The sequence below is a fragment of the Polynucleobacter hirudinilacicola genome (assembly GCF_002192535.1).
Taxonomy (GTDB): Bacteria; Pseudomonadota; Gammaproteobacteria; order Burkholderiales; family Burkholderiaceae; genus Polynucleobacter; species Polynucleobacter hirudinilacicola.
On sequence record NZ_NAIA01000003.1, the window covers coordinates 635,634 to 661,418 of the forward strand.

Consider the following 25,785-nt stretch of genomic DNA (forward strand, 5'->3'; position numbering starts at 1 on the left):
TGATGAAAAATTAGTTCTGGACAAAGGGCTCCGCACCGGCAAACAAATGCGGCAACTTACCAGTTTTCATTTCTGCGGTTTGGCAGAAGTCGGCAAGTCTGACGCCTGCTTTGATGTTAAACAACATCGCCTTATTGCCCAACACAACCAGGTCGTGACCACTGTTCGTGTTTTTGTAACGCAGGCTGCCTGGCAATGAAGTTTGACGTTCTAAGTCATAGGTTTTGGATTCCCAAGTTAAGCGAACTTTCTCGGTAGTTCCAGTGGTTTTGAACTGTTTACTTTCACTACATGTCCACGTGAACACCTCCTCACTAGCGCTGACGTGCGCAGCTGCAAAGAGACTGACTAGTACAACGCTAATCGTGAGAAGGTTTTTCTTCATGTATTTATTTTCCTTAAGCGAGTAAGTGCTTAACGCCAGCTTGCTCTTCAAGTAATTCATTTAGGGTATGAGTCATGCGCTCACGGGAGAATTCATCAATCTCTAATCCTTCGATCATTTTGTATTCGCCGTTTTCACACACTACTGGGAAGCCATAAATCACTTCTGCTGGAATACCATATTCGCCTTTAGAAGGGATGCCCATAGTGACCCATTTACCATTGGTACCAAGCACCCAATCATGAACGTGATCAATTGCTGCGTTCGCTGCAGAAGCCGCAGAAGACAGGCCACGCGCCTCAATAATGGCAGCGCCACGCTTACCAACTGTTGGGATGTGCACATCTTTATTCCAAGCGGCATCGTTAATCGTATCTTTGACTGACTTGCCGTCAATGGTGGCAAAACGATAGTCTGGATACATTGTTGGGCTGTGGTTACCCCACACAACAAATTTTTCAATGTCTGCAACAGGCTTGTTTAACTTAGCTGCCAATTGTGAGAGTGCGCGATTGTGATCCAGGCGTAACATTGCTGTGAAGTTCTTCGCAGGAATATCTGGAGCAGATTTCATCGCGATGTAAGCATTTGTGTTTGCCGGATTACCAACAACCAATACCTTAACGGTCTTCTTCGCAACAGCGTTCAATGCTTTACCTTGCGCTGTGAAAATTTGCGCGTTGGCTGAGAGTAAATCTTTGCGCTCCATGCCAGGGCCGCGTGGACGCGCGCCAACCAAAAGGGCTACATCGATATCTTTAAATGCGGTCATTGGGTCAGAGTGGGCTGTCATACCTGCCAATAGCGGGAATGCGCAGTCTTCTAGCTCCATCATCACGCCAGCTAGGGCTTTTTGAGCTTTTTCGTCTGGAATTTCGAGCAATTGAAGGATCACGGGCTGATCTTTACCCAGCATATCGCCATTGGCGATGCGGAATAGAAGGGAATATCCGATTTGACCGGCTGCACCGGTTACTGCGACACGCATTGGGGCTTTTGCCATTACTAATAACTCCAGGGGAAGGTTAATTAATCAAAACATTTCTATTATCCATTCAAGTGTATGGACTTTAGCTTTACACTGTCAATGACGTCTTATATAAGACTAGAATTACCCTGAATTTTATCTAATTGATATCGACTGGAGTCAATTTGTCAGAATTAAATGTGCCTGTAGCCTCATTTAGCCCTCTGTACGAGCAAATTAAGGCGATGATTTTAGCCAGCCTGCAAGCCTCTGAATGGCTGCCTGGGGCTGCTATTCCCAGCGAAATGGAGCTGGCTGCGCGCTATGCGGTCAGTCAAGGAACGGTTCGCAAGGCCATCGATGAGTTAGCCGCTCAGAACCTATTGGTCAGGCGTCAAGGGAAGGGCACTTTTGTGGCCACCCACCAAGAGGACGACTGGCAATACCGTTTTTTACGCTTAGCTCCCGATTCTGGGGCGAAGTTTCACCTGACCAACCAGTTCTTGGTTTGCGCCAATACCAAAGCGAGCCCATATATTGCCAATTTGCTTAAATTAAAGGCAGGCGATGCGGTCATTCATATTGATCGGGTTCAGAGCTTTGCAGGCAAACCCATTGTTTTTGAAGAGATTTGGCTTCCTGGGGCTCGTTTTAAAGGCCTTGATTTAGAGGCGCTCAATGTTTGGCATGGTCCCGTATACGCTTTCTACGAGAGTCAGTTCGCCACGCATATGGTCAGAGCAGAGGAAAAAATCAAGGCAGTGGCGGCGGATGAAGTCTTGGCTGGACACCTTCACTTGCCAGTAGGCGCGCCGCTCCTATCAGTTGAGCGTGTGGCCTTCACCTACGGGAATAAACCAGTAGAAATTCGCCACGCAAGGTACGACACTTCTGAGCAGCATTACGAAAATAAATTGAACTGAAAATATCCGTTAAAACCCTCATTTCACGCATTTAAACACTAAAAAATCCACACCACCCCTAAGGTTTCCAATAGAATATGTTGCGACACAACAAAATTACATTAAACCTACACACAAACATAGAGATTGCAAATGGTTGATACACAGCAAAATGTAAAGAAAGATAGACCGGTTTACCGAAATATTGGTCTAGCCCAGCTGGTTAAATATCGCCTCCCTTGGGCCGGTAAAGTTTCCATTCTTCATCGCATCAGCGGTGCCGCATTATTCCTTTTGCTGCCATTTATCCTCTATATCTTTGATCAGAGTCTTGCCTCTGAGTTGAGTTATCAAAAGTTCCAGGCTTTCACTAGCAACATCCTAGTAAAAATCATTTGCCTTGGTTTGATTTGGTCATTCTTGCACCACTTCTGTGCTGGTATTCGCTACCTTTTACTCGATTTAGAAATCGGAGTGGAAAAGTCTGAAGCGAATCGTTCTGCCATCGTTGTTCTATTCCTCGGCCTAGCTTTGACTGCGGTAGTTGGTCTCAAATTATTTGGCTTGTACTAAGCGCACATTATTTAAGGAAATTTCATGCCTATTTATCAAATTGGACCAAAGCGCTTAGTTGTAGGTGCTCATTACGGCCTTAAAGAATGGATCATCCAGCGCGTCACAGCGATTGTGATGGTGGTGTTTACGATTGTTTTGCTCGTTGACTATTGCATTACTGGTAGCGCAACTTACGAGGGCTGGTCAGGCTTGTTTGCCAACCAGTTCATGAAGTTATTGACGCTCTTGGCGTTCATCAGTTTGTTCTATCACGCTTGGATTGGTATCCGTGACATTTGGATGGATTACATCAAGCCTGTCAGCATTCGTTTAACACTGCAAGTGTTGACCGTTCTCTATCTCGTAGCCTGTGCGGCCTATGCCGTCCAAATTTTGTGGAAAGTGTAATTCGATGACTGGGATTCAAAAATCATTACCACGCCGCCGTTTTGATGCGGTAATTGTTGGTGCGGGTGGTTCAGGTATGCGTGCTTCATTGCAGTTGGCTGAAGCCGGCTTGAACGTTGCTGTATTAACCAAAGTATTCCCAACGCGTTCACACACTGTTGCTGCACAAGGCGGTATCGGCGCCTCATTGGGCAATATGAGTGAAGACAATTGGCACTATCACTTTTATGACACCATCAAAGGATCTGATTGGTTAGGTGATCAGGATGTCATCGAGTTCATGTGTCGTGAAGCTCCAAAAGTCGTTTACGAGTTAGAGCATTTCGGTATGCCTTTTGATCGCAACCCAGATGGCACGATTTATCAGCGCCCATTCGGTGGCCACACTGCAAACTATGGTGAGAAGCCAGTGCAGCGCGCTTGTGCTGCTGCTGACCGCACAGGTCACGCTATGTTGCATACCTTGTATCAACGTAATGTCCGCGCAAAAACCAATTTCTTTGTTGAGTGGTTGGCGCTTGATTTAATTCGCGATGACGAAGGCGATGTTGTTGGTGTCACTGCTCTCGAAATGGAAACGGGCCAGGTCTACATCCTAGAGGCCAAAGTTGTCATGATGGCAACCGGCGGTGCAGGCCGTATTTGGGATGCATCGACTAACGCATTTATTAATACCGGCGACGGTATGGGCCTTGCTGCACGCGCAGGTATTCCATTGGAAGATATGGAGTTCTGGCAATTCCACCCAACTGGCGTAGCCGGTGCGGGCGTGTTGTTGACAGAAGGTTGCCGCGGCGAAGGCGGTATCTTGAGAAACAAAGATGGTGAGCGCTTTATGGAGCGCTATGCGCCAACTTACAAAGATTTAGCGCCACGCGATTTCGTATCCCGTTGCATGGATCAAGAAATTAAAGAAGGGCGCGGTTGCGGCCCTAATGGCGACTATGTGGTACTCGACTTAACGCACATTGGTGCCGAAACTATCATGAAGCGTTTGCCTTCTGTTTATGAGATTGGCATCAACTTTGCAAACGTTGACGTGACCAAAGAGCCAATTCCTGTTGTGCCAACTATTCACTATCAGATGGGTGGTATTCCAACGAATATCAATGGTCAAGTGGTTGTCCCTGCAAATGGAATTCACAATGAAATCGTAAATGGCTTGTATGCGATTGGTGAGTGTTCATGTGTTTCTGTGCACGGCGCTAATCGTTTGGGTACGAACTCATTGCTCGACCTCTTGGTATTTGGTCGCGCAGCAGGTAACCACATCGTTGGATTGGATCTCAAGAATCGCGAGTTCAAACCTTTGCCTAAGAATGCCGGTCAGCAAACTTTGGAGCGCATTGCGAAGTTGGATAACTCCACTTCAGGTGAATATGCACAAGACGTTGCCAATGACATCCGTAAAACCATGCAGAAATACGCAGGCGTGTTCCGCAATCAAGAATTGATGGATGAAGGTGTTCGTCAAATGGCGAAGTTGACTGAGCGTGCTAAGAACTTATGGGTTAAAGATAAGTCAGAAATTTTTAATACTGCACGTATTGAGGCTTTGGAAGTGGCTAACCTGGTTGAGACTGCAAATGCAACCATGATTTCTGCAGCAGCGCGTAAAGAAAGTCGCGGCGCACATTCCCATGACGATTATCAAGAGCGCGATGACGATAACTGGATGAAACATACCCTTTGGTATAGCGAAGGCAATAAGTTGACTTACAAGCCGGTTGTATTAAAGCCCTTGACCGTTGAGTCCTTCCCTCCTAAAGAACGTACTTTCTAAGCGAAGAGAAATAGAAAATGAGTGATATCCGTATATTTGAAATTTACCGCTACGATCCAGATGTCGATGCAGCACCGCGTATGGAACGTTATGAGCTAGAACTCACCGGTGAGCGTATGTTGTTGGATGCTTTGATTTCTTTGAAGAAGCAAGATGAAACAATTTCTTATCGTCGTTCATGCCGTGAGGGTGTATGCGGTTCAGATGCAATGAATATTAATGGTAAAAATGGTTTGGCTTGTTTGACCAATATGTTGACTTTGCCTAAGGTCATCACATTGCGTCCATTGCCTGGCTTGCCAGTTGTGCGCGATTTGATCGTTGATATGACTTTGTTCTTCAAACAGTACTTGTCTATCAAGCCTTACTTAGTCAACGATAATCCACCTCCAGAAAAAGAGCGCCTCCAGAGTCCTGAAGAGCGTGAAGAGTTGAATGGCTTATATGAGTGCATCTTGTGCGCATCCTGCTCAACTTCATGTCCATCTTTCTGGTGGAATCCTGACAAGTTTGTAGGTCCAGCTGGTCTATTGCAGGCCTATCGCTTTATTGCTGATAGCCGTGATGAAGAAACATCCCAGCGCTTGGATAATTTGGAAGATCCGTATCGTTTGTTCCGTTGCCATACCATCATGAATTGCGTGGATGTATGTCCTAAGCACTTGAACCCAACGAAGGCAATCGGCAAGATCAAGGAGTTGATGGTTCGTAGGGCGGTATGACCCTCGGTAACGCAGAGTTATATCGTTTAAAGAGTGATGCTCGCAGGGGCTTACTGGAGAATGATTTAATTCTGCAACGTTTCTTTGAGCGTTACGGCGCGCAATTAAGCGTGGAAGATGGAAGAGTATTAAGCCAGTTATTGGCCTTAGATGACAATGACCTAATGGATTTGCTGATTGGTCGTAAAGATTCGGTGGCGGGGCTGGAAAAGGAAATGCAGTCGGACTCCTTTAAAACAGTATTGCAAAGGCTGAAAGAGAAGTAGTTCAGCTTTTTGGTGCAGTAGCGGTGAAAGCATGTAAACGAACAATGTATTAATCATAATTTTGAATGACTAAGGATTAGAAATGATTGAATCGGACATCAAGGCAAAACTCTCGTTTTCGGATGGCACGCCAGATATTGATCTGCCAATTTACAAAGGAACTGTTGGTCCTGATGTAATCGACATTCGTAAGCTTTATGGTCAGACGGGTAAGTTCACTTACGACTCGGGCTTTCTTTCTACTGCGTCATGCAATAGCAAAATTACCTATATCGACGGCGATAAGGGTGAGTTGCTCTACCGTGGCTACCCAATTGAAGATTTGGCCCACAATTGCGACTTCTTGGAAACTTGCTTTCTCTTAATTAATGGTGAGTTGCCAAACGCGACTCAGAAAAAAGATTTCGAAGATATGGTCATGCACCACACCATGGTTCATGAGCAAATGCAATTCTTCTTGCGTGGCTTCCGTCGTGATGCACATCCAATGTCTGTATTAACTGGCTTAGTTGGTGCAATGGCTGCGTTCTACCATGATGAAATTGACTATACCGACTCACATGCGCGCGAGGTTGCGCAGATTCGCTTGATCGCGAAAATGCCTACTCTGGTGGCGATGTCTTATAAGTATTCTGTAGGGCAGCCATTTATCTATCCAGATAACTCTTTGTCATACACCGCTAACTTTATGCGCATGATGTTTGCAACTCCATGCGAACAGTACAAAGTGAATCCAGTATTGGTTCGCGCCTTGGATCGCATTTTTATCCTACATGCAGACCATGAGCAAAATGCTTCTACCTCAACAGTGCGTTTGTGCGGCTCTTCTGGTACAAATCCATTTGCAGCGATCTCTGCTGGTATTGCATGCCTCTGGGGTCCAGCTCACGGTGGCGCAAATGAAGCTTGCTTGCAGATGCTCAATGAGATTCAAGCTCAAGGTGGTGTGGATAAGATTCATGAATTCATTGCTCAAGTTAAGGATAAGAACTCTAGCGTTCGCTTAATGGGCTTTGGTCACCGTGTCTATAAGAACTTTGATCCACGTGCAAAACTAATGCGTGAGACTTGCTATGAAGTATTAAATGAACTTGGCCTACAAGATGATCCATTATTTAAATTGGCAATGACGCTTGAGAAAATCGCATTGGAAGACGAGTACTTTGTGAGCCGTAAGCTTTATCCAAACGTAGACTTCTACTCTGGCATCGTTCAGCGCGCGCTTGGCATCCCAACAGAAATGTTTACTTGCATCTTTGCTTTGGCAAGAACTGTAGGTTGGATTGCTCAGTGGGAAGAAATGATTACAGATCCAGAGTACAAGATTGGACGTCCACGTCAGTTATATGTTGGTGAAACTTCACGCAAGGTTCCTAACATTTCGGTTCGTAAATAAAGGTTTTAAGGACACTCATGTCTCGTACGCTTTATGACAAATTGTGGGATGACCACGTTGTTTACTCTGAAGAAGATGGCACGGCGACGATCTATATTGATCGCCAGCTGTTGCACGAGGTAACCAGTCCTCAAGCGTTTGAGGGCTTGAATATGGCGGGTCGCCCAGTGTGGCGTATTTCTGCTAATTTGGCAGTGTCGGATCATAACGTACCAACGACAGATCGCTCAGAAGGTATTACAGATCCAATCTCTAAATTGCAAGTAGATACCTTAGATCAAAACTGTGATGCTTTTGGTATTACCCAGTACAAGATGAATGATGCCCGTCAAGGGATTGTGCATGTGATTGGCCCAGAGCAGGGTGCAACTTTGCCAGGCATGACTGTAGTGTGTGGCGATTCTCATACCAGCACCCATGGCGCTTTTGGTGCTCTCGCATTTGGTATTGGTACCTCTGAAGTGGAGCATGTATTAGCAACACAAACTTTGCTCATGAAAAAGAGCAAGAACATGCTCGTCAAAGTTGATGGTCGCTTGCAACCAGGCTCTACTGCGAAAGATATCGTTCTTGCTGTGATTGGCAAGATCGGCACTGCAGGTGGCACTGGTTACACCATTGAATTTGCTGGCGAAGCGATTCGCAATCTGTCGATGGAAGGTCGTATGACCCTTTGCAATATGGCGATTGAAGCTGGCGCGCGAGCTGGCTTAGTTGCTGTCGATGAGACTACCATTGAATATATTCAAGGTCGTCCATATGCGCCGAAGGGTCCAGCACTTCTGCAGGCCCTGCAATACTGGAGAACTTTGCATTCCGATGCGGATGCCAAGTTTGATGCCGTAGTGGAATTGCGCGCAGAAGAAATTGCACCTCAGGTCACTTGGGGTACTTCACCAGAGATGGTGCTTGCCATTAGTGAGCGTGTGCCTGATCCAGAAAAAGAGCGAGACCCAAACAAGCGTTCCGCCATGGAGCGTGCATTGGAGTACATGAACCTTATTCCCAATACGCCACTGAGCAGTATCTCTGTTGATAAGGTATTCATTGGCTCTTGTACGAATAGCCGCATCGAAGATATGAGAGCTGCCGCTAAGGTGGTTGATCGCCTGGGTAAAAAAGTTGCAGCTAATGTCAAGTTGGCATTGGTGGTTCCTGGCTCTGGTTTGGTAAAAGCGCAAGCAGAGCGTGAGGGCTTGGATCGCATCTTTAAGGCTGCTGGCTTTGAGTGGCGTGAGCCCGGTTGTTCTATGTGCCTAGCGATGAACGCTGACCGTTTAGAACCTGGTGAGCGTTGTGCCTCTACCTCCAATCGTAATTTTGAAGGTCGGCAAGGTAATGGCGGTAGAACCCATTTGGTAAGTCCTGCAATGGCAGCTGCTGCTGCAATTGAGGGCCATTTTGTTGACGTACGTAAGATTTCATAAGGATATAGACATGAAATTCTCTTCGGTATCTCTCATCGCTCGATTGGCTATAGTGGCTCTTTTTGGCCTCTTCATTTCTGCCTGTGCTAACACTATGGAAGGTGTGGGCAAGGATTTGCAGACTATGGGCAAATCAATGGATAGCAGCTCTTCAAGTACTACACAAAACAATCAATCACAAACTAAGGGTAAGGACGTTGTTGTTACCCCTGTGAAGTAAACATTAAGAGTCAAAGTCAGAATCATGGATAAATTTACGGTATACAAAGGTTTGGTTGCTCCGCTTAATCGCGAGAACGTCGACACCGATGCCATTATTCCTAAACAGTTTCTGAAATCCATCAAGAAGACTGGCTTTGGTCAGAACTTATTTGATGAGTGGCGCTATCTGGATCATGGTGAGCCAGGGCAGGATTGCAGTGCGCGTCCTGTTAACCCAGACTTCGTCCTAAATCAGGCGCGCTATCAGGGTGCGGGCATTTTGTTGGCCCGTAAAAACTTTGGCTGCGGTAGCTCCCGCGAACATGCCCCTTGGGCACTTGATCAATTCGGCTTCAGGGCAGTGATTGCCCCTAGTTTTGCTGATATTTTTTACAATAATTGCTTCAAAAATGGTCTTTTACCGATTGTTTTGACAGAAATTCAGGTTGACCACTTGTTCAATGAAACCCTTGCATTTAGTGGCTACCAGTTGACGATCGACCTAGAGGCTCAGCAGGTGATTGCCCCTGATGGCACCGCCTACAGCTTTGAAGTGGCCCCATTTAGAAAGTATTGCCTTCTCAACGGTCTAGACGATATTGGCTTAACTCTGCGCCATGCAGATAAAATCAAGGCTTATGAAGCTGAGCGCATTCTAAAAATGCCTTGGCTTGCAACCCAATTGCCATAACTTTTGATTTAAAGGCCTTTCATGAAAATTGCAGTTCTACCGGGCGATGGTATCGGCCCGGAAATCGTCGCTCAAGCCGTTCGAGTATTAAATGCGCTCGGCCAAAAGTTTGATCTAGAGGAAGCTCCTGTTGGTGGAGCTGCTTATGATGTGGCCGGCCATCCATTGCCGCCAGCAACTTTAGAGTTGGCTAAAAAAGCTGACGCGATTTTGTTTGGTGCAGTAGGTGATTGGAAATATGATGCGCTTGCACGCGAACTGCGTCCAGAGCAAGCCATTTTAGGATTGCGCAAACACTTAGAGTTATTTGCGAACTTTAGACCGGCAATTTGCTATCCAGAGTTGACTGCTGCATCCAGTTTGAAACCAGAAATTATTGGCGGTTTAGATATTTTGATCGTACGTGAATTGAACGGCGATATCTATTTTGGCCAACCGCGCGGTATACGTACTTCTGAGTTGCCATTATTTAAGGGTGCGCGCGAAGGTTTTGACACCATGCATTACAGCGAGCCTGAAGTAGAGCGCATTGGCCACGTTGCTTTTGAAGCGGCTCGTAAACGTGGCAAGAAGATCTGTAGCGTTGACAAGGCTAACGTTTTAGAATCATCACAGCTCTGGCGTGAGGTGATGATCCGCATCTCTCAAGAGTATCCAGATGTTGAGCTGTCCCATATGTATGTCGATAACGCTGCGATGCAATTGGTTAAAGCGCCTAAAGCCTTTGATGTAGTGGTCACTGGCAATCTGTTTGGCGATATTTTGTCAGATGAGGCCGCAATGTTGACCGGCTCTATTGGCATGTTGCCTTCTGCGTCTCTTGATAAGAATAACAAGGGTCTGTATGAGCCAAGTCATGGTTCCGCACCCGATATTGCTGGTAAGGGTATTGCTAATCCCTTGGCCACTATTCTCTCGGCTGCAATGATGTTGCGTTATTCCTTAGGAATGCCTGCAGAAGCAGATCGAATTGAGAAAGCAGTACAAAAAGTCTTAGCACAAGGCTTACGAACTGCTGATATTTATACCGAAGGTACTCAAAAAGTATCTACAGTACAAATGGGTGATGCAGTAGTTGCAGCGCTTTCATAAATCGAAATTAATCATTTATTAGATAGTTAATCATCATGGCAAATACAAATACACCATTGGTAGGTTTAGTTGGCTGGCGTGGCATGGTCGGTAGTGTTCTCATGGATAGAATGTTGGCCGAAAAAGATTTTGATTTAATCGAGCCAGTATTTTTTAGTACCAGTCAGGCAGGTGGTGAGGTTCCACTGATCAATGGCAAAAAAGTGAGTAAGAGCGAAACCGCTCTGAAAGATGCAAATGACATTCAGGCATTGTCACGCTGCGACATCATTCTGACTTGCCAAGGTGGCGACTACACCAATGACATCTTCCCTAAGCTGCGTGCTGCAGGCTGGAATGGCCATTGGATTGATGCTGCTAGTGCCTTGCGCATGAAAGATGACGCAGTATTGGTCTTGGATCCCGTGAATCGCCCAGTGATTGATAAGGCTTTGGCAACTGGGGGCAAGAATTGGATTGGTGCTAACTGTACCGTCAGCCTAATGATGATGGCGATGGGCGGTTTGGTGAAGGCTGATATGGTGGAGTGGATTAGCGCCATGACTTACCAAGCAGCATCTGGGGCTGGTGCACAAAATATGCGCGAGTTGCTTTTGCAAATGGGCGCTTTGCGTGACAGCGTTGCTACTGAATTGGCAGATCCTTCATCCTGGATTTTGGATATTGATCGCAAGGTTACTGAAACACTGCGTTCGCCAGATTTTCCGAAGAAAAATTTCCGTAACACTGCATTGGCTGGTAGCTTAATTCCATGGATTGATGTGCCGGTTGAAAATGGTCAAACTAAAGAAGAGTGGAAGGGTGGCTCTGAGTTCAACAAGATTCTGGGTCGTCCGGCTTTTCGCACGCCAGGCAGTATTCCGATTGATGGTTTGTGTGTTCGTGTTGGTGCGATGCGCTGTCACTCACAAGGTCTCACTGTCAAGTTAAAGAAAGACATTCCGCTGAAAGAAATCGAAACTATTTTGGCTAACGATAACCAGTGGGTCAAAGTAGTTCCTAATGATCGTGAGACTACTGAGCGTGATTTATCCCCAGCAGCAGTCAGTGGCACTCTGACTGTTCCAATTGGTCGCCTGCATAAGATGGCGATGGGGCCGGAGTATTTGGCTGCCTTTACTGTGGGCGATCAGCTCTTGTGGGGTGCTGCAGAGCCATTGCGCCGCATGCTCAGAATTTTGCTCGAAAGATAATGTTTAGAAATTACCAGCGCAGCTTGGTAAAAGCACTTTGCTTTGTTTGGCTGAGCTGGTCTTGCGCAGCCTGGGCAATCACTTTAGGTTCGCCTCAGTTGCAGTCTAAACCTGGGGAGCCTCTCCGGGTTGAGATTCCGATTAGGGCTAGTGCAGATGAGCAGATCGCCTTATCAAGTCTCAAGGCAAGCACTTTGCCCAAGACTTCGTATGAGCGCCTTGGAATCTCTCCCAAAGTTTTAGATCTCAACACACAAGTTTCGGTTTACCGTAATCGTCAAGAGCAACTGATGGTTTTGGTAGAGACAGTAAATGCTGTGCCAGTATCAGAAGATCCATTTGTAGATGTATTAGTAAATCTCAATTGGTCTAGCGGTAGTATCACCAAAACATTCACTCTGCTCTTAGGCGATGTTCAAAAGGTTCTTGTAAAGCCTGGCCAAACTCTCTCAGAGATAGCAGCGATGATGGCGCCTCAGTTAGATGGCGCTACCCTAGATCAAACTATGTTAGCTTTGTACAAGGCTAACCCAGATGCTTTTGCAAGCGGCAGCATTAACCGTTTAGCAGCTGGTGCCGAGTTAAACAAGCCAAGCCAAGCTCTGCTGCGCTCAATTAGTCCAGCAGAGGCTAATCAATTTGTAGCAGAGGCCAATGCCGATTGGCAGGCGAGCCAGAGCGCTGGTGGATCGCAAGATCAATCCAAGTCTAGCAATGCTAAGACTACAGAAACCTCTCTTAGAGACCGTCTAAAAATTGGCTCTAGTGCTGATGGTAATGACCAAGAGCGCCGCTATACAGAAGAGCTGGTTGCTCAAGAGAAGCAATTGGAACAAGCTAAAGCTCGTGTAGCAGAACTAGAAAAGAATGTTGCAGATCTGCAGCGACTCCTAGGGAAGTCAAAAGAGAAAAAATCAGTTGAGGATAATTTTGGCTTGGGTGGACTTGCACCGGCTATTGTGGGGCTGACTTTAATCGTATTAACTGGGTTATTGCTATGGGGCTTCGCTCGTAATGCTCGCCGTTCTGAGCTCACCAATTTTCAGGATCCAGAAGCTTCAACTAGTCACGCACCTCAAAAAGCAAGTCCAAGCAATTTCGAAATGCCTGAGCGTGCCAAAGCGCTATTTGCTGGTATTGATTTAGATCTTTCTAAGCCGCCAGCAGACGTACCCAAAGTACCGCCTGCGCCAATTCCGAATCCTTTGGCAGATACGCTGCGTGTCAAATTAAATCTGGCTCGCGCTTACATCACCATCGAAGATTTTGCTTCTGCCAGGAACTCTTTGGAAGAAGTATTACGAGTGAGTAATTCAGTAGACCCGACTATTACGATCGAGGCTCAGGGGTTATTGGCTGAGATCTTGCATCGCAATGCCTAGGGCGATGAGGGTCCCGTGATGCGTATAGCCCTTGGCTTGCAATATGATGGCAGCCCATACTCTGGTTGGCAAACACAGGTAAATCAACATTCGGTGCAAGATGAGCTGGAGAGTGCAATTTCAGCCTTTATTGGCGATGCCTGCAAAGATTCTCCAATTAAAACGATTACTGCTGGCAGAACCGATGCTGGTGTTCATGCTTTAGGGCAGGTTATTCATTTTGATACCCATATTGAGCGAGAAGATTTCTCATGGGTGAGGGGAGTGAATTCATTTTTACCGTCCTCGATTGTCGTGAATTGGGCTAAACAAGTTCCAGAAGAATTTAGTGCGCGTTTCTCCGCATTTGAACGCACTTATATTTATGCGCTACATGCAGGGCCTTGTCGATCACCGATGGTCCATAGCCGCGCGGGTTATCTCTTGCTGCCACCAAATAAGTACTTAGACATTGAGGGTATGAAAAAATCAGCCCAGTGTTTGATTGGCGAACAAGACTTTAGCTCCTTTAGATCATCCGAATGTCAGAGCAAGACACCTGTAAAGACCATGTACTCAGTTGAAATTATTTCCCAAGAGCCATGGGTGTATTTCAAAATTCGCGGTAATGCTTTCTTGCACCATATGGTGCGTAATTTAGTGGGATGTTTTCTACAAATCGGGCAGGGTCGGCAAAAACCAGAATGGATGGCAGAAGTTTTAGCGGCTAAAGATCGCAAAGTTGCGGCGCCCACATTTATGCCTGATGGTCTGTATTTGGCCAAAATTACTTACCCAGAAGAATTTGGTATTCCAGCTCCCTGGCTAGAAAACTCCTGGTTGCCCTCCCAAATCACAAAGCCCTAAGGCCTTATCATTCATTTATGGGCTTATTGACATACTCAGCTGGGCGAACCAGAGTCAAAATCTGCGGTTTAAAGACCTCAGCAGATATTGATGCGGCCGTTGCTGCAGGGGTCGATGCGGTCGGATTCGTTTTTTATCCCCCCAGTGTGCGTGCGGTTACCCCAAATGTGGCTGCACAGCTTATTTCTAGGCTTCCAGCAGGGGTAGACGCGGTGGGACTGGTCGTAAACGCTACGGATGAGGAGTTTGCCGCAATTAAGGCAGCTGCCCCAATCACTTTATGGCAGTTTCATGGAGATGAGACTCCAGAACGCTGTTTGGAGCTAGCAGATGGCCAACCTTGGATGAAAGCCGCCCGAGTGGGGCAGGACTTCGCATTTAGTGATTTTTCCCTACAATATAGGCAAGCAAACGCTTTTCTGCTGGATGCCCTCGTCGAGGGTTATGGTGGCGGAGGCGTTCCTTTTGATTGGCAAGGAATTCCACAGACATGGGTAAGCGAAAACGCGCCTCGGGTCGTTTTGAGTGGTGGATTGAACACGCACAACGTGGGCGAGGCGATAGCTCGTCTGCATCCTTGCGCGGTTGACGTCTCTAGTGGCGTTGAGAGCAGCAGGGGTGTCAAGGATCCTGCGCTCATGGCTCAATTTGTTAAAGCAGTGCGCGCAGCAGATGAGAAATCATCATCCCAATAATTTGCTGTAGATAAATCAAAAGAGGTAGCTATGTACGACAAGCCAGATGCACGAGGACACTTCGGTCCTTATGGCGGTGTGTTTGTTTCTGAGACATTGATGTTTGCATTAGATGAGCTCAAAGAGGCTTATGCAAAGTATCAAAACGATCCGGAATTTATTGAAGAGTTTCATTACGAACTCAAACACTTTGTCGGTAGACCATCCCCGGTTTATCACGCCAAGCGTTGGAGCGAAATGCTGGGTGGCGCACAGATTTACCTCAAGCGTGAAGATTTAAACCACACTGGCGCGCACAAGATTAATAACGTGATTGGCCAAGCCATGTTGGCTAAGCGCATGGGCAAGCCACGCATCATTGCTGAGACGGGAGCGGGTCAGCACGGCGTTGCTACAGCAACTATTTGTGCCCGCTTTGGTCTAGACTGCACGGTTTATCAAGGCTCTGTAGACGTAGCCCGTCAAGCACAAAACGTCTTTCGGATGAAATTGCTCGGTGCCAAAGTGGTTCCTGTGGAGTCAGGCACTAAGACATTAAAAGATGCGCTCAATGAAGCGATGCGCGATTGGGTTACCAATGTAGAAAATACTTTTTACATTATTGGCACTGTGGCTGGACCACATCCTTACCCAATGATGGTGCGTGATTTTCAGAGCGTGATCGGTGAAGAGTGCAAAGTACAAATGCCAGAGATGACTGGACGACAGCCTGATTATGTTTTAGCTTGTGTTGGCGGTGGCTCAAACGCGATGGGTATTTTCTATCCGTATATTGATTTCCCTGAAGTGAAACTCGTTGGTGTTGAGGCAGCAGGTCATGGACTTGGTAGCGGCTTACATTCAGCTGCACTCTGTGTTGGTAAGCCAGGCGTATTGCATGGTAATCGCACTTACTTATTGCAAGATGAAAATGGTCAGATTTCAGAAACCCACTCTGTATCAGCTGGTATGGACTATCCAGGTGTTGGCCCTGAGCATGCTTGGTTAAAAGACTCTGGTCGTGCTGACTACGTGGCTATTACGGATGAGGAAGCCTTAAAGGCATTCCATGATTGCTGCCAAATTGAAGGCATCATTCCTGCGCTGGAGTCTTCACACGCGATTGCTTATGCTTGCAAACTAGCAAAGACCTTGCCAAAAGATAAAACCATACTAGTTAATCTGTCAGGTCGTGGCGATAAGGATATGCATACTGTTGCCCAAGCAACCGGTTCTGAAGGTTAAGAAAAACGATGTCAAAAATTACAGCGCTCTTTAAAGAGTTAAAAGCATCGGGCAAAAAAGGATTAATTCCTTTTATTACTGCGGGCGATCCAGACCCAAAGCAGACAGTTGAGTTAATGCATGCATTAGTACGCGGCGGCTCAAGTGTGATTGAGTTAGGCGTGCCTTTCTCAGATCCAATGGCTGATGGTCCAGTAATTCAGAGATCATCAGAGCGCGCATTAACGCACGGCGTGACATTGCATGGTTGCTTAGAGATGGTTAAAGAGTTTCGCAAGAAAGATGCCAACACACCAGTTGTCTTAATGGGCTATGCAAATCCTGTCGAGCAAATGGGAGCAGAGCGTTTTGCAACCGAAGCAAAAGCTGCTGGTGTTGATGGCGTGCTGATAGTAGATTACCCGCCTGAAGAGTGTGTTGATTTTGCTGCATGTATGCGCGTTGCAGGCATTGATCCTATTTTCTTATTGGCGCCAACCTCATCACATGAGCGTATTCAAGAGGCTGCCAAAATTGCTTCAGGTTATATTTATTACGTTTCTATGCGGGGAGTTACAGGTGCATCTCACCTCAATACGCAAGATGTGGCCAGCATTATTCCTAAGATCCGCGAGGAGACCGATATTCCAATCGCGGTTGGCTTTGGGATTAGCGATGCTGCTAGTGCTAAGGCAGTATCCCAAAGCGCTGATGCTGTGGTGATTGGCAGCCGTATTATTCGCCTTTTGGAGGATGCACCCCCTGGGCAGGCAGTACAATCATTGGAAACCTTCATTCGTGAAATTCGCGACGCATTGGATAGTTAAAACTAATGAGCTGGATAGATAAATTACTCCCACCCCAAATTCAACATACTGATCCTGCAAATCGCAAATCAGTGCCTGAAGGGCTGTGGGTTAAGTGCCCGAGCTGTGAAACGGTTCTCTACAGCACAGATATCGAAGCGAACCTTTCGGTATGTCCAAAATGCAGTCATCACATGCGTATTGGAGCGCGTCAGCGTTTAGATAACTTGCTCGATTCAAAAGGCCGTTATGAAATCGGCGCAGATATCTATCCAACTGATCCACTGAAATTTAAAGATTCCAAAAAATATCCAGACCGTATCAAAGAAGCAAACGATGCCTCTGGTGAATCAGAAGCTTTAATTGTGATGGGCGGAAAGATTGAAGCTATTCCAGTAGTAGTTGCTTGCTTTGAATTCCAGTACATGGGCGGTTCGATGGGTTCTGTAGTAGGGGAGCGCTTTGCCCGTGGAGCTCAAGAAGCGATTGATAAGAAATGCGCCTTCATCTGTGTCACTGCTACCGGTGGTGCGCGTATGCAAGAGAGTTTGTTATCTTTATTTCAGATGGCAAAGACCAACTCAATGTTGACCCTGCTGTCTAAAAAAGGCTTGCCCTATATCAGCGTATTAACTGATCCGACTATGGGCGGTATCTCTGCTAGTTTCGCCTTCATGGGCGATGTGGTGATGGCTGAACCAAAAGCCTTGATTGGTTTTGCTGGTCCACGCGTCATTGAACAAACGGTTCGTGAAAAATTACCAGAAGGATTTCAGCGTTCTGAGTTCTTAATGCAAAAGGGTGGTATCGACATGATTGTTGACCGTCGCCAAATGCGTGGTGAGATTGCGCGATTATTGGCGCTCTTGCAAAAACTTCCAGAGCCTGCGATTGCGGGTAGCGCAGCCGTTTAAGCGCTTGAGCACAGCACATCAATCTCCGATTCTTTTTTCTAGCCTAGAGGCTTGGCTTAGTCACCTCGAAACAGCCCACCCGGTTGGTATCGATATGGGGCTTGAGCGTATTAATCGGGTTAAAGCCGCATTAGGTCTTCAGTTTGATTGCCCAGTAATTACCGTTGCTGGGACTAATGGCAAGGGCTCCACTTGCGCCTATCTCGAGAGTATTTTGTTAGCTTCTGGCTACCGAGTTGGCTGTCACACTTCACCACATTTACTAAAATTTAACGAGCGTGCTCGTGTAAATGGACAAGAGGTTAGTGATAACCTTTTGTTGGAGCATTTCACCGCTGTTGAAAATGCGCGCGTGAGTTTGGTGGATGCCCCAACGCTAACGTATTTTGAGTTCACCACTTTAGCCATCATGCATCTGTTCTCTAAAGCTAATTTAGATGCAGTAGTGCTAGAAGTTGGTATGGGTGGTCGCTTGGATGCTGTCAATATTGTGGATGCCGATTGCGCCATCGTGACTAGTATTGATATTGATCACGTAGATTTCTTAGGTGGAACCCGAGAAGCGATTGGTCGGGAGAAGGCTGGCATTTTCCGCCCCGGACATATTGCAGTGTGTGGTGATCCTGTCCCACCTCAGTCTTTAATTGACTATGCCCAAGAACTTGGCTGTGATCTTTGGTTGCAGGGACGCGACTATAACTTCCAAGGCGATAAACAGCAGTGGGGTTGGGCTGGTCGCAAGAGGCGTTTTAGCGGTCTTGGTTATCCTGCATTACGCGGCGCTAATCAAATTCTCAATGCCTCGGCAGTGATTGCTGCTTTGATGGCACTTCATCAGCGCTTGCCCGTGAGCGCTCAAGATATTCGCAATGGCTTCGCCTTGGTTGAGTTGCCTGGCCGCTTTCAGGTGTTACCAGGACAGCCAACCGTAGTGCTAGATGTGGCCCACAACCCGCATGCGGCAGCTACCTTGGGTCAAGGCCTAGAGAAAATGGGTTACCACCCTTACACCTATGCCATCTTTGGAGCCATGGCGGACAAGGATATTGATGGGGTGATTAAGCCCTTGTTGGATATTGTGGATTTCTGGTTTTGTACGGATTTACCGACCCCGAGGGCAGCTAGCGCCTTGGCGCTCGCAAAGAGGCTTGAGGCCGCGGGCGTAAGGCCTCAAAACGGGGCTGATGGCGGTATTGAATGCTTTCCGGATCCTGCTGCAGCCTATCAAAAAGCCCTATCAAAAGCGGGTGAGGGTGATAGAATTGTGACCTTCGGATCCTTCTATACCGTTGCAGGCGTAATGACTTACCGAAACAACCAGGCCCATTGATCCATGATTCGTTTACCGAGCTTCTTTAAGCGAAAAACACAGGCTGATGACCTTGAATTAGGTTCAGTAGGGAGGCGCTCCGCTAAACGCGCTGCCCCCCGCAGTTTCCAGCGCGCTGCTGAAGCAGAAGAACTCGCTCTCACAGAAGATCCAGAACAACAAAGAGCACGCCATCGATTGATTGGTGCTGCCGTATTAGTCCTCATCGCGGTAGTTGGCCTGCCGCGTGTTTTGGACAACAAACCGAAATCTTCACCTAACGATATTGCTGTCAACATTGTTACTAGTCTGCCAATTCCTGGAACAGAAGCAAAGCCTGAAGAGAGGCCTAAAGCAGAGGTGGCGCCTGAACCAGTAAAAGAAGCCCCCAAAGTGGTTGCTGCTCCAGAACCAAAACCGGAAGTGAAGGCTGAAGTTAAGCCACCACCTGCACCGAATAAAGCGTCTGGATTAGGATTGGCTGCTGGTGAGGAGGTCATCGTTGCCAATAATGCCAAGCCTAAAGTGGATGACGCCACCAAGCTTGCAAATACCAATTCGGACAACGGCTCCACAAATGGTTCAGGAAAGTATGTCATTCAGATTGGCGCCTTTGCTTCTGAAGAGCGTGCCAAAGGTTGGATCGCAAAACTCAAAGATCAAAAGATTCCAAACTATGTCTTAAATAAGACTGGTACGGATGGCGTCAAACTCTATGTTTTACGGGCTGGACCCTATACCGATAAAGATGCTGCAGAAGCAGCAGAGAAGAAAATTAAGGCGATGGGTCTCTCGCCAAGACTCGTCGAGACAGGTAAGCAGTAATGGAATACTTATCCACCTTAAAGCTAACATCGGTGGATTACTTCACCCTAGTTGTGCTCTTAGTATCTGCTTTGGTGGGCATCTCTCGCGGCCTTTTTAAAGAAGTGCTCGCGTTAGTATCTTGGTTTGTGGCCGCATGGGTTGCTTATCACTATGCAAATTATCTTTCTACAGAATGGCTCTCAACATTTCATCTAGATGAATTACTCAGTCTAGGTTTGAGTTTTTTGATTCTCTTCATACTGACGCTGATTGTTTGTGGATTGTGCGGCGGGGTAGTGCAAAAAATTATCTTGTCAGCGGGCTTGAGTTTGACAGATCGATTCTTGGGTCTAGTGTTTGGTTTGGCGCGCGGCGCTTTAGTTGTTGTGATCTTGGCAACTCTGGCAGCATTAACGCCAATTACGCAAAGTGTGGCCTGGAAAGAGGCCATTACAAGACCTGCTATGGATATGGCAACCGGTTTAATTAAAGGTTGGCTGCCAGCTGACTGGGCTAAGCAATTGGGTGAGGCAATGCCCAAAGTAACACCTACCATTACTCCTAAATTAACAATAGGAATCTAGAGATATGTGCGGCGTCGTCGGAACTATTTCCCACTCACCAGTCAATCAACTTCTCTATGACGCATTGTTGCTCCTGCAACACCGCGGACAAGATGCGGCTGGTATCGCAACCATGAACGGTAATTCGTTCACGATGCACAAGGCTAACGGTCTTGTACGCGACGTATTTAGAACGCGCAATATGCGTAGCTTAGTAGGTAATGCTGGTATCGGTCAGGTTCGTTATCCAACCGCTGGTTCAGCAAGTAGCGAAGAAGAGGCGCAACCTTTTTACGTCAGCGCACCATACGGAATTGTTTTAGCTCACAACGGTAACCTGACAAATGCACCAAGCCTACGTGTTGAAATGGCTTACCGTGATCGCCGCCACATTAATACTAGTTCCGATACTGAGGTGCTACTAAACGTCCTAGCGGACGAGCTCCAAAAAGAAACCAATAGCGTTGCCTTAGATGAGGGCGCTATGTTTAATGCAGTGACTGGAGTGACGGCCCGCGTAAAAGGTTCTTATGCGGTGGTATCTCTCATTGCTGGTTATGGTTTATTAGCCTTCCGCGATCCATTTGGTATTCGTCCTCTGTGTATTGGTCGTATTGATACACCGCAAGGTCCTGAATGGATGGTGACATCAGAGTCAGTAGCGCTGGAAGGTCTGGGCTTTACTTTTGTCCGCGATGTCAATCCTGGTGAAGCGATTTATATCGATTTAGATGGTAACTTCTACTCACGTCAATGCGTACCCAATGCCGTACTCACACCTTGCATCTTTGAGTATGTCTACATGGCGCGTCCAGACTCTACGATCGATGGAGTGACGGTTTATAACGTGCGTATGCGGATGGGTGATTACTTAGCTGAGAAGATTCGCAAAGAAACAAATGTCGATGAGATCGATGTCGTTATGCCGATTCCGGATTCAAGTCGTCCTGCAGCAATGCAAGTAGCGAAAAATTTAGGCGTTGATTATCGCGAAGGCTTCTTTAAGAACCGCTACATCGGCCGTACCTTTATCATGCCAGGCCAAGCTGTTCGCAAGAAATCTGTACGCCAAAAGCTCAATGCAATGCGCATTGAATTTAAAGACAAAACAGTATTGATTGTGGATGACTCTATCGTACGAGGCACCACCTCATTTGAGATTGTGCAAATGGCTCGTGAGTCTGGCGCCAAAAAAGTGATCTTTGCATCAGCAGCGCCTCCGGTACGTTTTCCGAACGTATACGGTATTGATATGCCAACGCGTAGCGAGTTGGTTGCTTATGGCCGAACCGATGATGAAATTAACAAGATGATTGGTGCAGACCAATTAATCTATCAAAGCGTTGAGGATATGAAGCAGGCGGTTCGCGATATTAATCCTGCTATTCATCAATTTGAAGCCTCTTGTTTTGATGGGCATTACGTTACTGGCGATATCACCGAGTCTTACCTGGATGCCTTAGAGGCCGCCAGAAATACCTCGGCTGCAAAAGCAGATCGTCAGCGCGATTCGAGCGACTTTGCCCGCTCCCAGCTTCATCTGCATTTAGCCACCGAAGACTAAAAAGCGACAAGAATTTGCCTTCCACGAGGCAATTCTTCAATTCGGTGTCAAAATAGCATTATGAAAAGCAAAACCACACGCAAAAAACCAGATTTTTCTAAGCTGGCACTCGAAACCTTAGCGGTCCGTGCTGGTACTCGTCGCACAGCTGAATATCAAGAGCATTCAGAAGCGATGTTTTTGACTTCAAGTTTTTGTTTTGATAGCGCAGAATTAGCCGCTGATGGTTTTGCTCATGCGGACCAAGGTTTTATCTACTCTCGCTTTACCAATCCAACGGTCAGCATGTTTCAAGATCGCTTGGCTGCCTTAGAGGGCGGTGAAGCCTGTATTGCAACTGCTTCGGGTATGTCCGCTATTTTGACAATGGCAATGGCCCACTTACAAGCAGGTGATCATGTGGTTTGCTCGCGCTCTGTGTTTGGTGCGACTGTTCAATTGTTTACTAATATCTTGGGTCGCTTTGGTATTACAACGACCTATGTTGATTTGGCTGATACCAAGTCATGGCAGGCCGCTGTTCAACCAAACACCAAGCTGTTTTATTTGGAAACCCCATCTAATCCACTGACTGAGATTGCCGATATCAAAGCGATTTCGAAGATTGCCCAGAAAGCGAAAGCTTTGTTTGCGGTAGATAATTGTTTCTGTACGCCAGCTCTACAAAAGCCTTTGGCTTTGGGTGCCGATGTCGTGATTCATTCGGCGACTAAGTATTTAGATGGCCAAGGTAGAGTGGTTGGTGGTGCGATTGTAGGTAGTAAAGATTTCATCATGGGCAAAGTATTCCCATACGTGCGCACTGCAGGCCCAACCCTCTCTGCCTTTAATGCTTGGGTATTCCTAAAAGGTTTGGAGACTTTAGAGCTTCGCATGAAGCAACAGAGTCAAAATGCGCTCGCCTTAGCCCAGTGGCTAGAGAAGCAGCCTGGAGTTGAACGTGTTTATCATCCAGGTCTAACATCCCATCCTCAGCATGCTTTAGCAAAACGTCAGCAAAAAGCGGGTGGTGCAATTGTGTCCTTCACATTGAAGGGCGGCAAAAAGGCTGCCTTCAAGCTGATTAACCAAACCAAGTTGTGCTCAATTACCGCAAACTTGGGTGATACACGCACAACGATTACTCATCCAGCGACGACTACCCATTGCCGGGTAACGCCTGAAGCTAGAAAAGCAGCTGGCATCACCGATGGCTTGGTACGTATTGCGGTTGGCCTTGAAAATATCAACGACCTCAAGAGCGACCTCGTTGGCGGACTCAAAAAATAATCAAGTCCACCAAAGCCGACCTATGGGCTTTTCTGACGCAACCCAGTTCTGGAATGAACGTTTTAATAAGGCAGAGTTCATCTTTGGCAAAGAGCCCAATGAATATCTTGTTGAGCAAACTCAAAAATACTTAAAGCCAGGCAGTAAGGTACTTTGTATTGCTGATGGTGAAGGGCGTAATGGCGTGTGGTTGGCCAAACAAGGGATGCAAGTTGTTGGCTTTGACGCATCGGATATTGCGCTCGCTAAAGCCAAGCAGTTTGCGCAAGAGAATCAGGTTGACATTGAATATTCATTTTCAGATACCGATAGCTTTGATTGGCAAGACAACACATACGACGCTGTGATTGGAATCTTTATTCAGTTTGCTGATCCCTCGATGCGAGAGCGTATCTTTCAGCAAACCCATAAGGCTCTGAAGCCAGGCGGTATCTTCATATTGCAGGGCTATACGCCAAAGCAGCTGGTTTATAAAACAGGCGGACCATCCTTAATAGAGCACCTCTATACGGAAGAGCTTATTCAGGATCTAGCTAAGCAATTCCAAGTATTGGATTTATGTTGCTATGAAAAAGAGCTGAATGAAGGTGCAAGACATGCCGGCATGTCTGCTTTATTAGGTCTGGTGGCTAAGAAGTAAAGCGACGTGGATCGTTAATGGGGCGCAGCGGCATGATATGAATTTTGTTGCCATCAATTTCTACATGAGTGTTTTTGCCTACCTCTAATTCCAGCCTTTTCAATTCTGCTGCAGAGGCTTCCCAGGTGATTTTATGGCCACCATCATTTGTAAGTAGTTGAACTACTGCAATTTGACCTAAGGTACTAATTTGCTGAACCATAGCCTGAATGCTGCCAGCCACTTGACTGTGGTGCAGAGTTAATCCATCGGCGGGCACCACCCAGGCAACCGGAGTATCCGGTGGAATTTTGCCCTTATCAAGTACTTCAAACACATGACTGCTGTTATTCCAGCTCAACTTCCCAGCTTTAAAAACACCTTCAAACATATTGTTGATACCAACAAGCTCTGCAACTCTTGAGTTTCTCGGTTTCTGAAAGAGAACCTGTGGGGCTGCAGTTTGCAAGCCAATGCCTTGGTCTATAACGGTAATGTGATCAGCTAATAGGTCGGCTTCGCGCAAATCATGTGTCACCAGCAGAATGGGAATATTGAGATCCTTACGCAGCTCCGCCAGAATTTTGTAAAGACTTTGGCGTGTAGGCGCATCAATGGCTGAAAATGGTTCATCAAGCAGCAAGGCATTAGGCTTTTTTACAAGGGCCCTCGCCAGCGCGACACGTTGCTGTTGCCCGCCTGAAAGTTGATGAGGCATACGCTGCGCAAGTTCTGCAATTCCCATGTGATTTAACCAATCCGTTGCGATGGTTTGGCGCATTGCAAGTTCATGTCCAGAGTTTTGCAGAGGAATGCAGATGTTTTCAAGAGCAGTTAAATGCGGAAAGAGTGCATATTGCTGGAATAAGAATCCACAAGAGCGTTCTGCTGGGGAGAGTGATGTTGCGGTGCCTTGTAAATCATTGGCCTCAAACCAAATTTGATTGTCACACTCAATCTTTCCAAGGCTGGCATTGCTCAGGCCTGCAATGGTTCGTAAAACAGATGTTTTTCCACTTCCTGATGGGCCCACCAAAGCATGTAATTGTCCTGGAGCACATTCAATATTGATTTGCAGGGGATTTGGCAGTGTTTGCGAAACTTTAATTTTTAGCATTAGGCTCTCCGGCCTTTCCTGCGAGATGGATTTTGACCAAAGACCCCATAGGACACTGCAATTGCTATCAAGGATATGCCGAGCAGCAGTAGAGCAAGCGCCCCAGCTCCAGCAGTATCAAAACTTTGTACCTTGTCATAAATAGCAATCGATACTGTTTTGGTTTCTCCTGGTATTGCACCACCCACCATGAGAACTACTCCGAATTCACCGAGGGTATGGGCAAAGGTCAGCACTGCTGCGCTAGTAATGCCACGCCAGGCCAATGGCAATTCAATCAAACGAAAGATCTGCCAATTCGATAACCCGCTTACTTGAGCAGCTTCAATAATTTCTGGATTGATTGCTTCAAAAGCCCGCTGTATTGGCTGTATGGCAAACGGCAAATTGACGATGAGGGAGGCAATAAGAATGCCCGTAAATGAAAATACTAGCGGAACACCCAAAAAGCTTTTGCCGCCCAAGCCAACCAGAAGGTAGTAGCCCAAAACCGTAGGGGGTAGAACGAGGGGTAGTGCTAAGCCAGCCTCTATCCAGGATTTACCTTTACCCGCTTTTTGCAGGGAATGGGCCACCCAGACCCCAAAAGGAAGGATAAGGACGAGAGTCCACAAAGCAAGCTTTAATGAGAGAAGAATGGCATCCATATCCATGATTTGATTGTATCTGCTGATGTCCCTAGGGTATCTCTCTATATAAAACG

28 protein-coding genes are annotated in these 25,785 nt (G+C 46.7%); 24 read left to right on the forward strand and 4 right to left on the reverse strand.

Going from position 1 to position 25,785, the window contains the following annotated elements; translation table 11 throughout:
* Positions 1 to 10: 10 nt before the first annotated feature.
* The gene (locus B6A14_RS07285; protein WP_087909826.1) at positions 11 to 385 is read right to left on the reverse strand and encodes a hypothetical protein; all 375 of its coding nucleotides are present in this window, start codon (positions 383 to 385) and stop codon (positions 11 to 13) included.
* A gap of 13 nt (positions 386 to 398) precedes the next feature.
* Positions 399 to 1,388: a malate dehydrogenase gene (locus tag B6A14_RS07290; RefSeq protein ID WP_087909827.1), complete on the reverse strand. Its 990-nt coding sequence runs from the start codon at positions 1,386 to 1,388 to the stop codon at positions 399 to 401.
* Between the two features lie 149 nt (positions 1,389 to 1,537).
* Between B6A14_RS07290 and B6A14_RS07295 the strand changes: the two genes are divergently transcribed.
* From B6A14_RS07295 to B6A14_RS07410, 24 genes are all read left to right on the forward strand, one after another.
* The gene (locus B6A14_RS07295) at positions 1,538 to 2,275 is read left to right on the forward strand and encodes a GntR family transcriptional regulator (protein ID WP_087909828.1); all 738 of its coding nucleotides are present in this window, start codon (positions 1,538 to 1,540) and stop codon (positions 2,273 to 2,275) included.
* A 132-nt stretch (positions 2,276 to 2,407) separates the two neighbouring features.
* Positions 2,408 to 2,827 (forward strand): succinate dehydrogenase, cytochrome b556 subunit, encoded by a 420-nt coding sequence (gene sdhC / locus B6A14_RS07300; RefSeq protein ID WP_087909829.1) that lies wholly within the window; start codon positions 2,408 to 2,410, stop codon positions 2,825 to 2,827.
* 24 nt (positions 2,828 to 2,851) lie between these two features.
* Positions 2,852 to 3,217: a succinate dehydrogenase, hydrophobic membrane anchor protein gene (sdhD, locus tag B6A14_RS07305; RefSeq protein WP_087909830.1), complete on the forward strand. Its 366-nt coding sequence runs from the start codon at positions 2,852 to 2,854 to the stop codon at positions 3,215 to 3,217.
* Positions 3,218 to 3,221: 4 nt separating this feature from the next.
* The gene (sdhA, locus tag B6A14_RS07310; RefSeq protein ID WP_087909831.1) at positions 3,222 to 5,000 is read left to right on the forward strand and encodes a succinate dehydrogenase flavoprotein subunit; all 1,779 of its coding nucleotides are present in this window, start codon (positions 3,222 to 3,224) and stop codon (positions 4,998 to 5,000) included.
* Positions 5,001 to 5,017: 17 nt separating this feature from the next.
* Positions 5,018 to 5,722 (forward strand): succinate dehydrogenase iron-sulfur subunit, encoded by a 705-nt coding sequence (locus B6A14_RS07315; RefSeq protein ID WP_087909832.1) that lies wholly within the window; start codon positions 5,018 to 5,020, stop codon positions 5,720 to 5,722.
* On the forward strand, positions 5,719 to 5,988 hold the full coding sequence (locus B6A14_RS07320; protein WP_087909833.1) for a succinate dehydrogenase assembly factor 2: 270 nt from the start codon (positions 5,719 to 5,721) through the stop codon (positions 5,986 to 5,988). The genes B6A14_RS07315 and B6A14_RS07320 overlap by 4 nt, the downstream gene beginning before the upstream one ends.
* Positions 5,989 to 6,070: 82 nt before the next feature.
* A complete protein-coding gene (gene gltA, locus B6A14_RS07325) occupies positions 6,071 to 7,384 on the forward strand; it encodes a citrate synthase (RefSeq protein ID WP_087909834.1) in 1,314 nt (437 codons plus the stop codon).
* A 17-nt stretch (positions 7,385 to 7,401) separates the two neighbouring features.
* A complete protein-coding gene (leuC, locus tag B6A14_RS07330) occupies positions 7,402 to 8,811 on the forward strand; it encodes a 3-isopropylmalate dehydratase large subunit (RefSeq protein WP_087909835.1) in 1,410 nt (469 codons plus the stop codon).
* 10 nt (positions 8,812 to 8,821) lie between these two features.
* Positions 8,822 to 9,031 (forward strand): hypothetical protein, encoded by a 210-nt coding sequence (locus B6A14_RS07335; protein ID WP_087909836.1) that lies wholly within the window; start codon positions 8,822 to 8,824, stop codon positions 9,029 to 9,031.
* Between the two features lie 24 nt (positions 9,032 to 9,055).
* Entirely contained in the window at positions 9,056 to 9,703 is a 648-nt protein-coding gene (gene leuD, locus B6A14_RS07340; protein ID WP_087909837.1) for a 3-isopropylmalate dehydratase small subunit, read from the forward strand.
* 21 nt (positions 9,704 to 9,724) lie between these two features.
* The gene (leuB, locus tag B6A14_RS07345) at positions 9,725 to 10,795 is read left to right on the forward strand and encodes a 3-isopropylmalate dehydrogenase (protein ID WP_087909838.1); all 1,071 of its coding nucleotides are present in this window, start codon (positions 9,725 to 9,727) and stop codon (positions 10,793 to 10,795) included.
* Between the two features lie 35 nt (positions 10,796 to 10,830).
* Positions 10,831 to 11,988, forward strand: coding sequence for an aspartate-semialdehyde dehydrogenase (asd, locus tag B6A14_RS07350; protein WP_087909839.1), 1,158 nt, complete (start codon positions 10,831 to 10,833; stop codon positions 11,986 to 11,988).
* Positions 11,988 to 13,370: a FimV/HubP family polar landmark protein gene (locus tag B6A14_RS07355; protein ID WP_087909840.1), complete on the forward strand. Its 1,383-nt coding sequence runs from the start codon at positions 11,988 to 11,990 to the stop codon at positions 13,368 to 13,370. Before asd ends, B6A14_RS07355 begins: the two co-directional genes overlap by 1 nt.
* Positions 13,371 to 13,385: 15 nt before the next feature.
* Positions 13,386 to 14,216 (forward strand): tRNA pseudouridine(38-40) synthase TruA, encoded by an 831-nt coding sequence (gene truA, locus B6A14_RS07360; protein ID WP_087909841.1) that lies wholly within the window; start codon positions 13,386 to 13,388, stop codon positions 14,214 to 14,216.
* Between the two features lie 17 nt (positions 14,217 to 14,233).
* A complete protein-coding gene (locus B6A14_RS07365; protein ID WP_087909842.1) occupies positions 14,234 to 14,911 on the forward strand; it encodes a phosphoribosylanthranilate isomerase in 678 nt (225 codons plus the stop codon).
* Between the two features lie 30 nt (positions 14,912 to 14,941).
* Positions 14,942 to 16,135, forward strand: a complete 1,194-nt coding sequence (gene trpB, locus B6A14_RS07370; protein ID WP_087909843.1) for a tryptophan synthase subunit beta — start codon at positions 14,942 to 14,944, stop codon at positions 16,133 to 16,135.
* Between the two features lie 8 nt (positions 16,136 to 16,143).
* Positions 16,144 to 16,941 carry a tryptophan synthase subunit alpha gene (trpA, locus tag B6A14_RS07375; RefSeq protein WP_087909844.1) on the forward strand — a complete coding sequence of 266 codons (798 nt, stop codon included), beginning with the start codon at positions 16,144 to 16,146 and terminating at the stop codon, positions 16,939 to 16,941.
* Positions 16,942 to 16,946: 5 nt separating this feature from the next.
* Positions 16,947 to 17,834 carry an acetyl-CoA carboxylase, carboxyltransferase subunit beta gene (gene accD, locus B6A14_RS07380; RefSeq protein WP_087909845.1) on the forward strand — a complete coding sequence of 296 codons (888 nt, stop codon included), beginning with the start codon at positions 16,947 to 16,949 and terminating at the stop codon, positions 17,832 to 17,834.
* Positions 17,835 to 17,838: 4 nt separating this feature from the next.
* Positions 17,839 to 19,164 (forward strand): bifunctional tetrahydrofolate synthase/dihydrofolate synthase, encoded by a 1,326-nt coding sequence (gene folC, locus B6A14_RS07385; protein WP_201721492.1) that lies wholly within the window; start codon positions 17,839 to 17,841, stop codon positions 19,162 to 19,164.
* 3 nt (positions 19,165 to 19,167) lie between these two features.
* The gene (locus B6A14_RS07390) at positions 19,168 to 19,968 is read left to right on the forward strand and encodes an SPOR domain-containing protein (RefSeq protein ID WP_087909846.1); all 801 of its coding nucleotides are present in this window, start codon (positions 19,168 to 19,170) and stop codon (positions 19,966 to 19,968) included.
* On the forward strand, positions 19,968 to 20,534 hold the full coding sequence (locus B6A14_RS07395; protein ID WP_087909847.1) for a CvpA family protein: 567 nt from the start codon (positions 19,968 to 19,970) through the stop codon (positions 20,532 to 20,534). The genes B6A14_RS07390 and B6A14_RS07395 overlap by 1 nt, the downstream gene beginning before the upstream one ends.
* Positions 20,535 to 20,538: 4 nt before the next feature.
* Complete coding sequence (gene purF, locus B6A14_RS07400; RefSeq protein ID WP_087909848.1) at positions 20,539 to 22,077, forward strand: amidophosphoribosyltransferase; 1,539 nt, start codon at positions 20,539 to 20,541, stop codon at positions 22,075 to 22,077.
* Positions 22,078 to 22,137: 60 nt separating this feature from the next.
* Complete coding sequence (locus B6A14_RS07405) at positions 22,138 to 23,346, forward strand: O-succinylhomoserine sulfhydrylase (RefSeq protein ID WP_087909849.1); 1,209 nt, start codon at positions 22,138 to 22,140, stop codon at positions 23,344 to 23,346.
* A 22-nt stretch (positions 23,347 to 23,368) separates the two neighbouring features.
* Positions 23,369 to 23,986, forward strand: coding sequence for a class I SAM-dependent methyltransferase (locus tag B6A14_RS07410; protein WP_087909850.1), 618 nt, complete (start codon positions 23,369 to 23,371; stop codon positions 23,984 to 23,986).
* Here B6A14_RS07410 and B6A14_RS07415 read toward each other — a convergent pair.
* Together B6A14_RS07415 and modB are read right to left on the reverse strand one after the other, a co-directional pair.
* Entirely contained in the window at positions 23,976 to 25,082 is a 1,107-nt protein-coding gene (locus tag B6A14_RS07415) for an ABC transporter ATP-binding protein (protein ID WP_087909851.1), read from the reverse strand. The genes B6A14_RS07410 and B6A14_RS07415 overlap by 11 nt on opposite strands.
* Complete coding sequence (gene modB, locus B6A14_RS07420) at positions 25,082 to 25,729, reverse strand: molybdate ABC transporter permease subunit (protein ID WP_330831790.1); 648 nt, start codon at positions 25,727 to 25,729, stop codon at positions 25,082 to 25,084. The genes B6A14_RS07415 and modB overlap by 1 nt, the downstream gene beginning before the upstream one ends.
* Between the last annotated feature and the right edge of the window lie 56 nt (positions 25,730 to 25,785).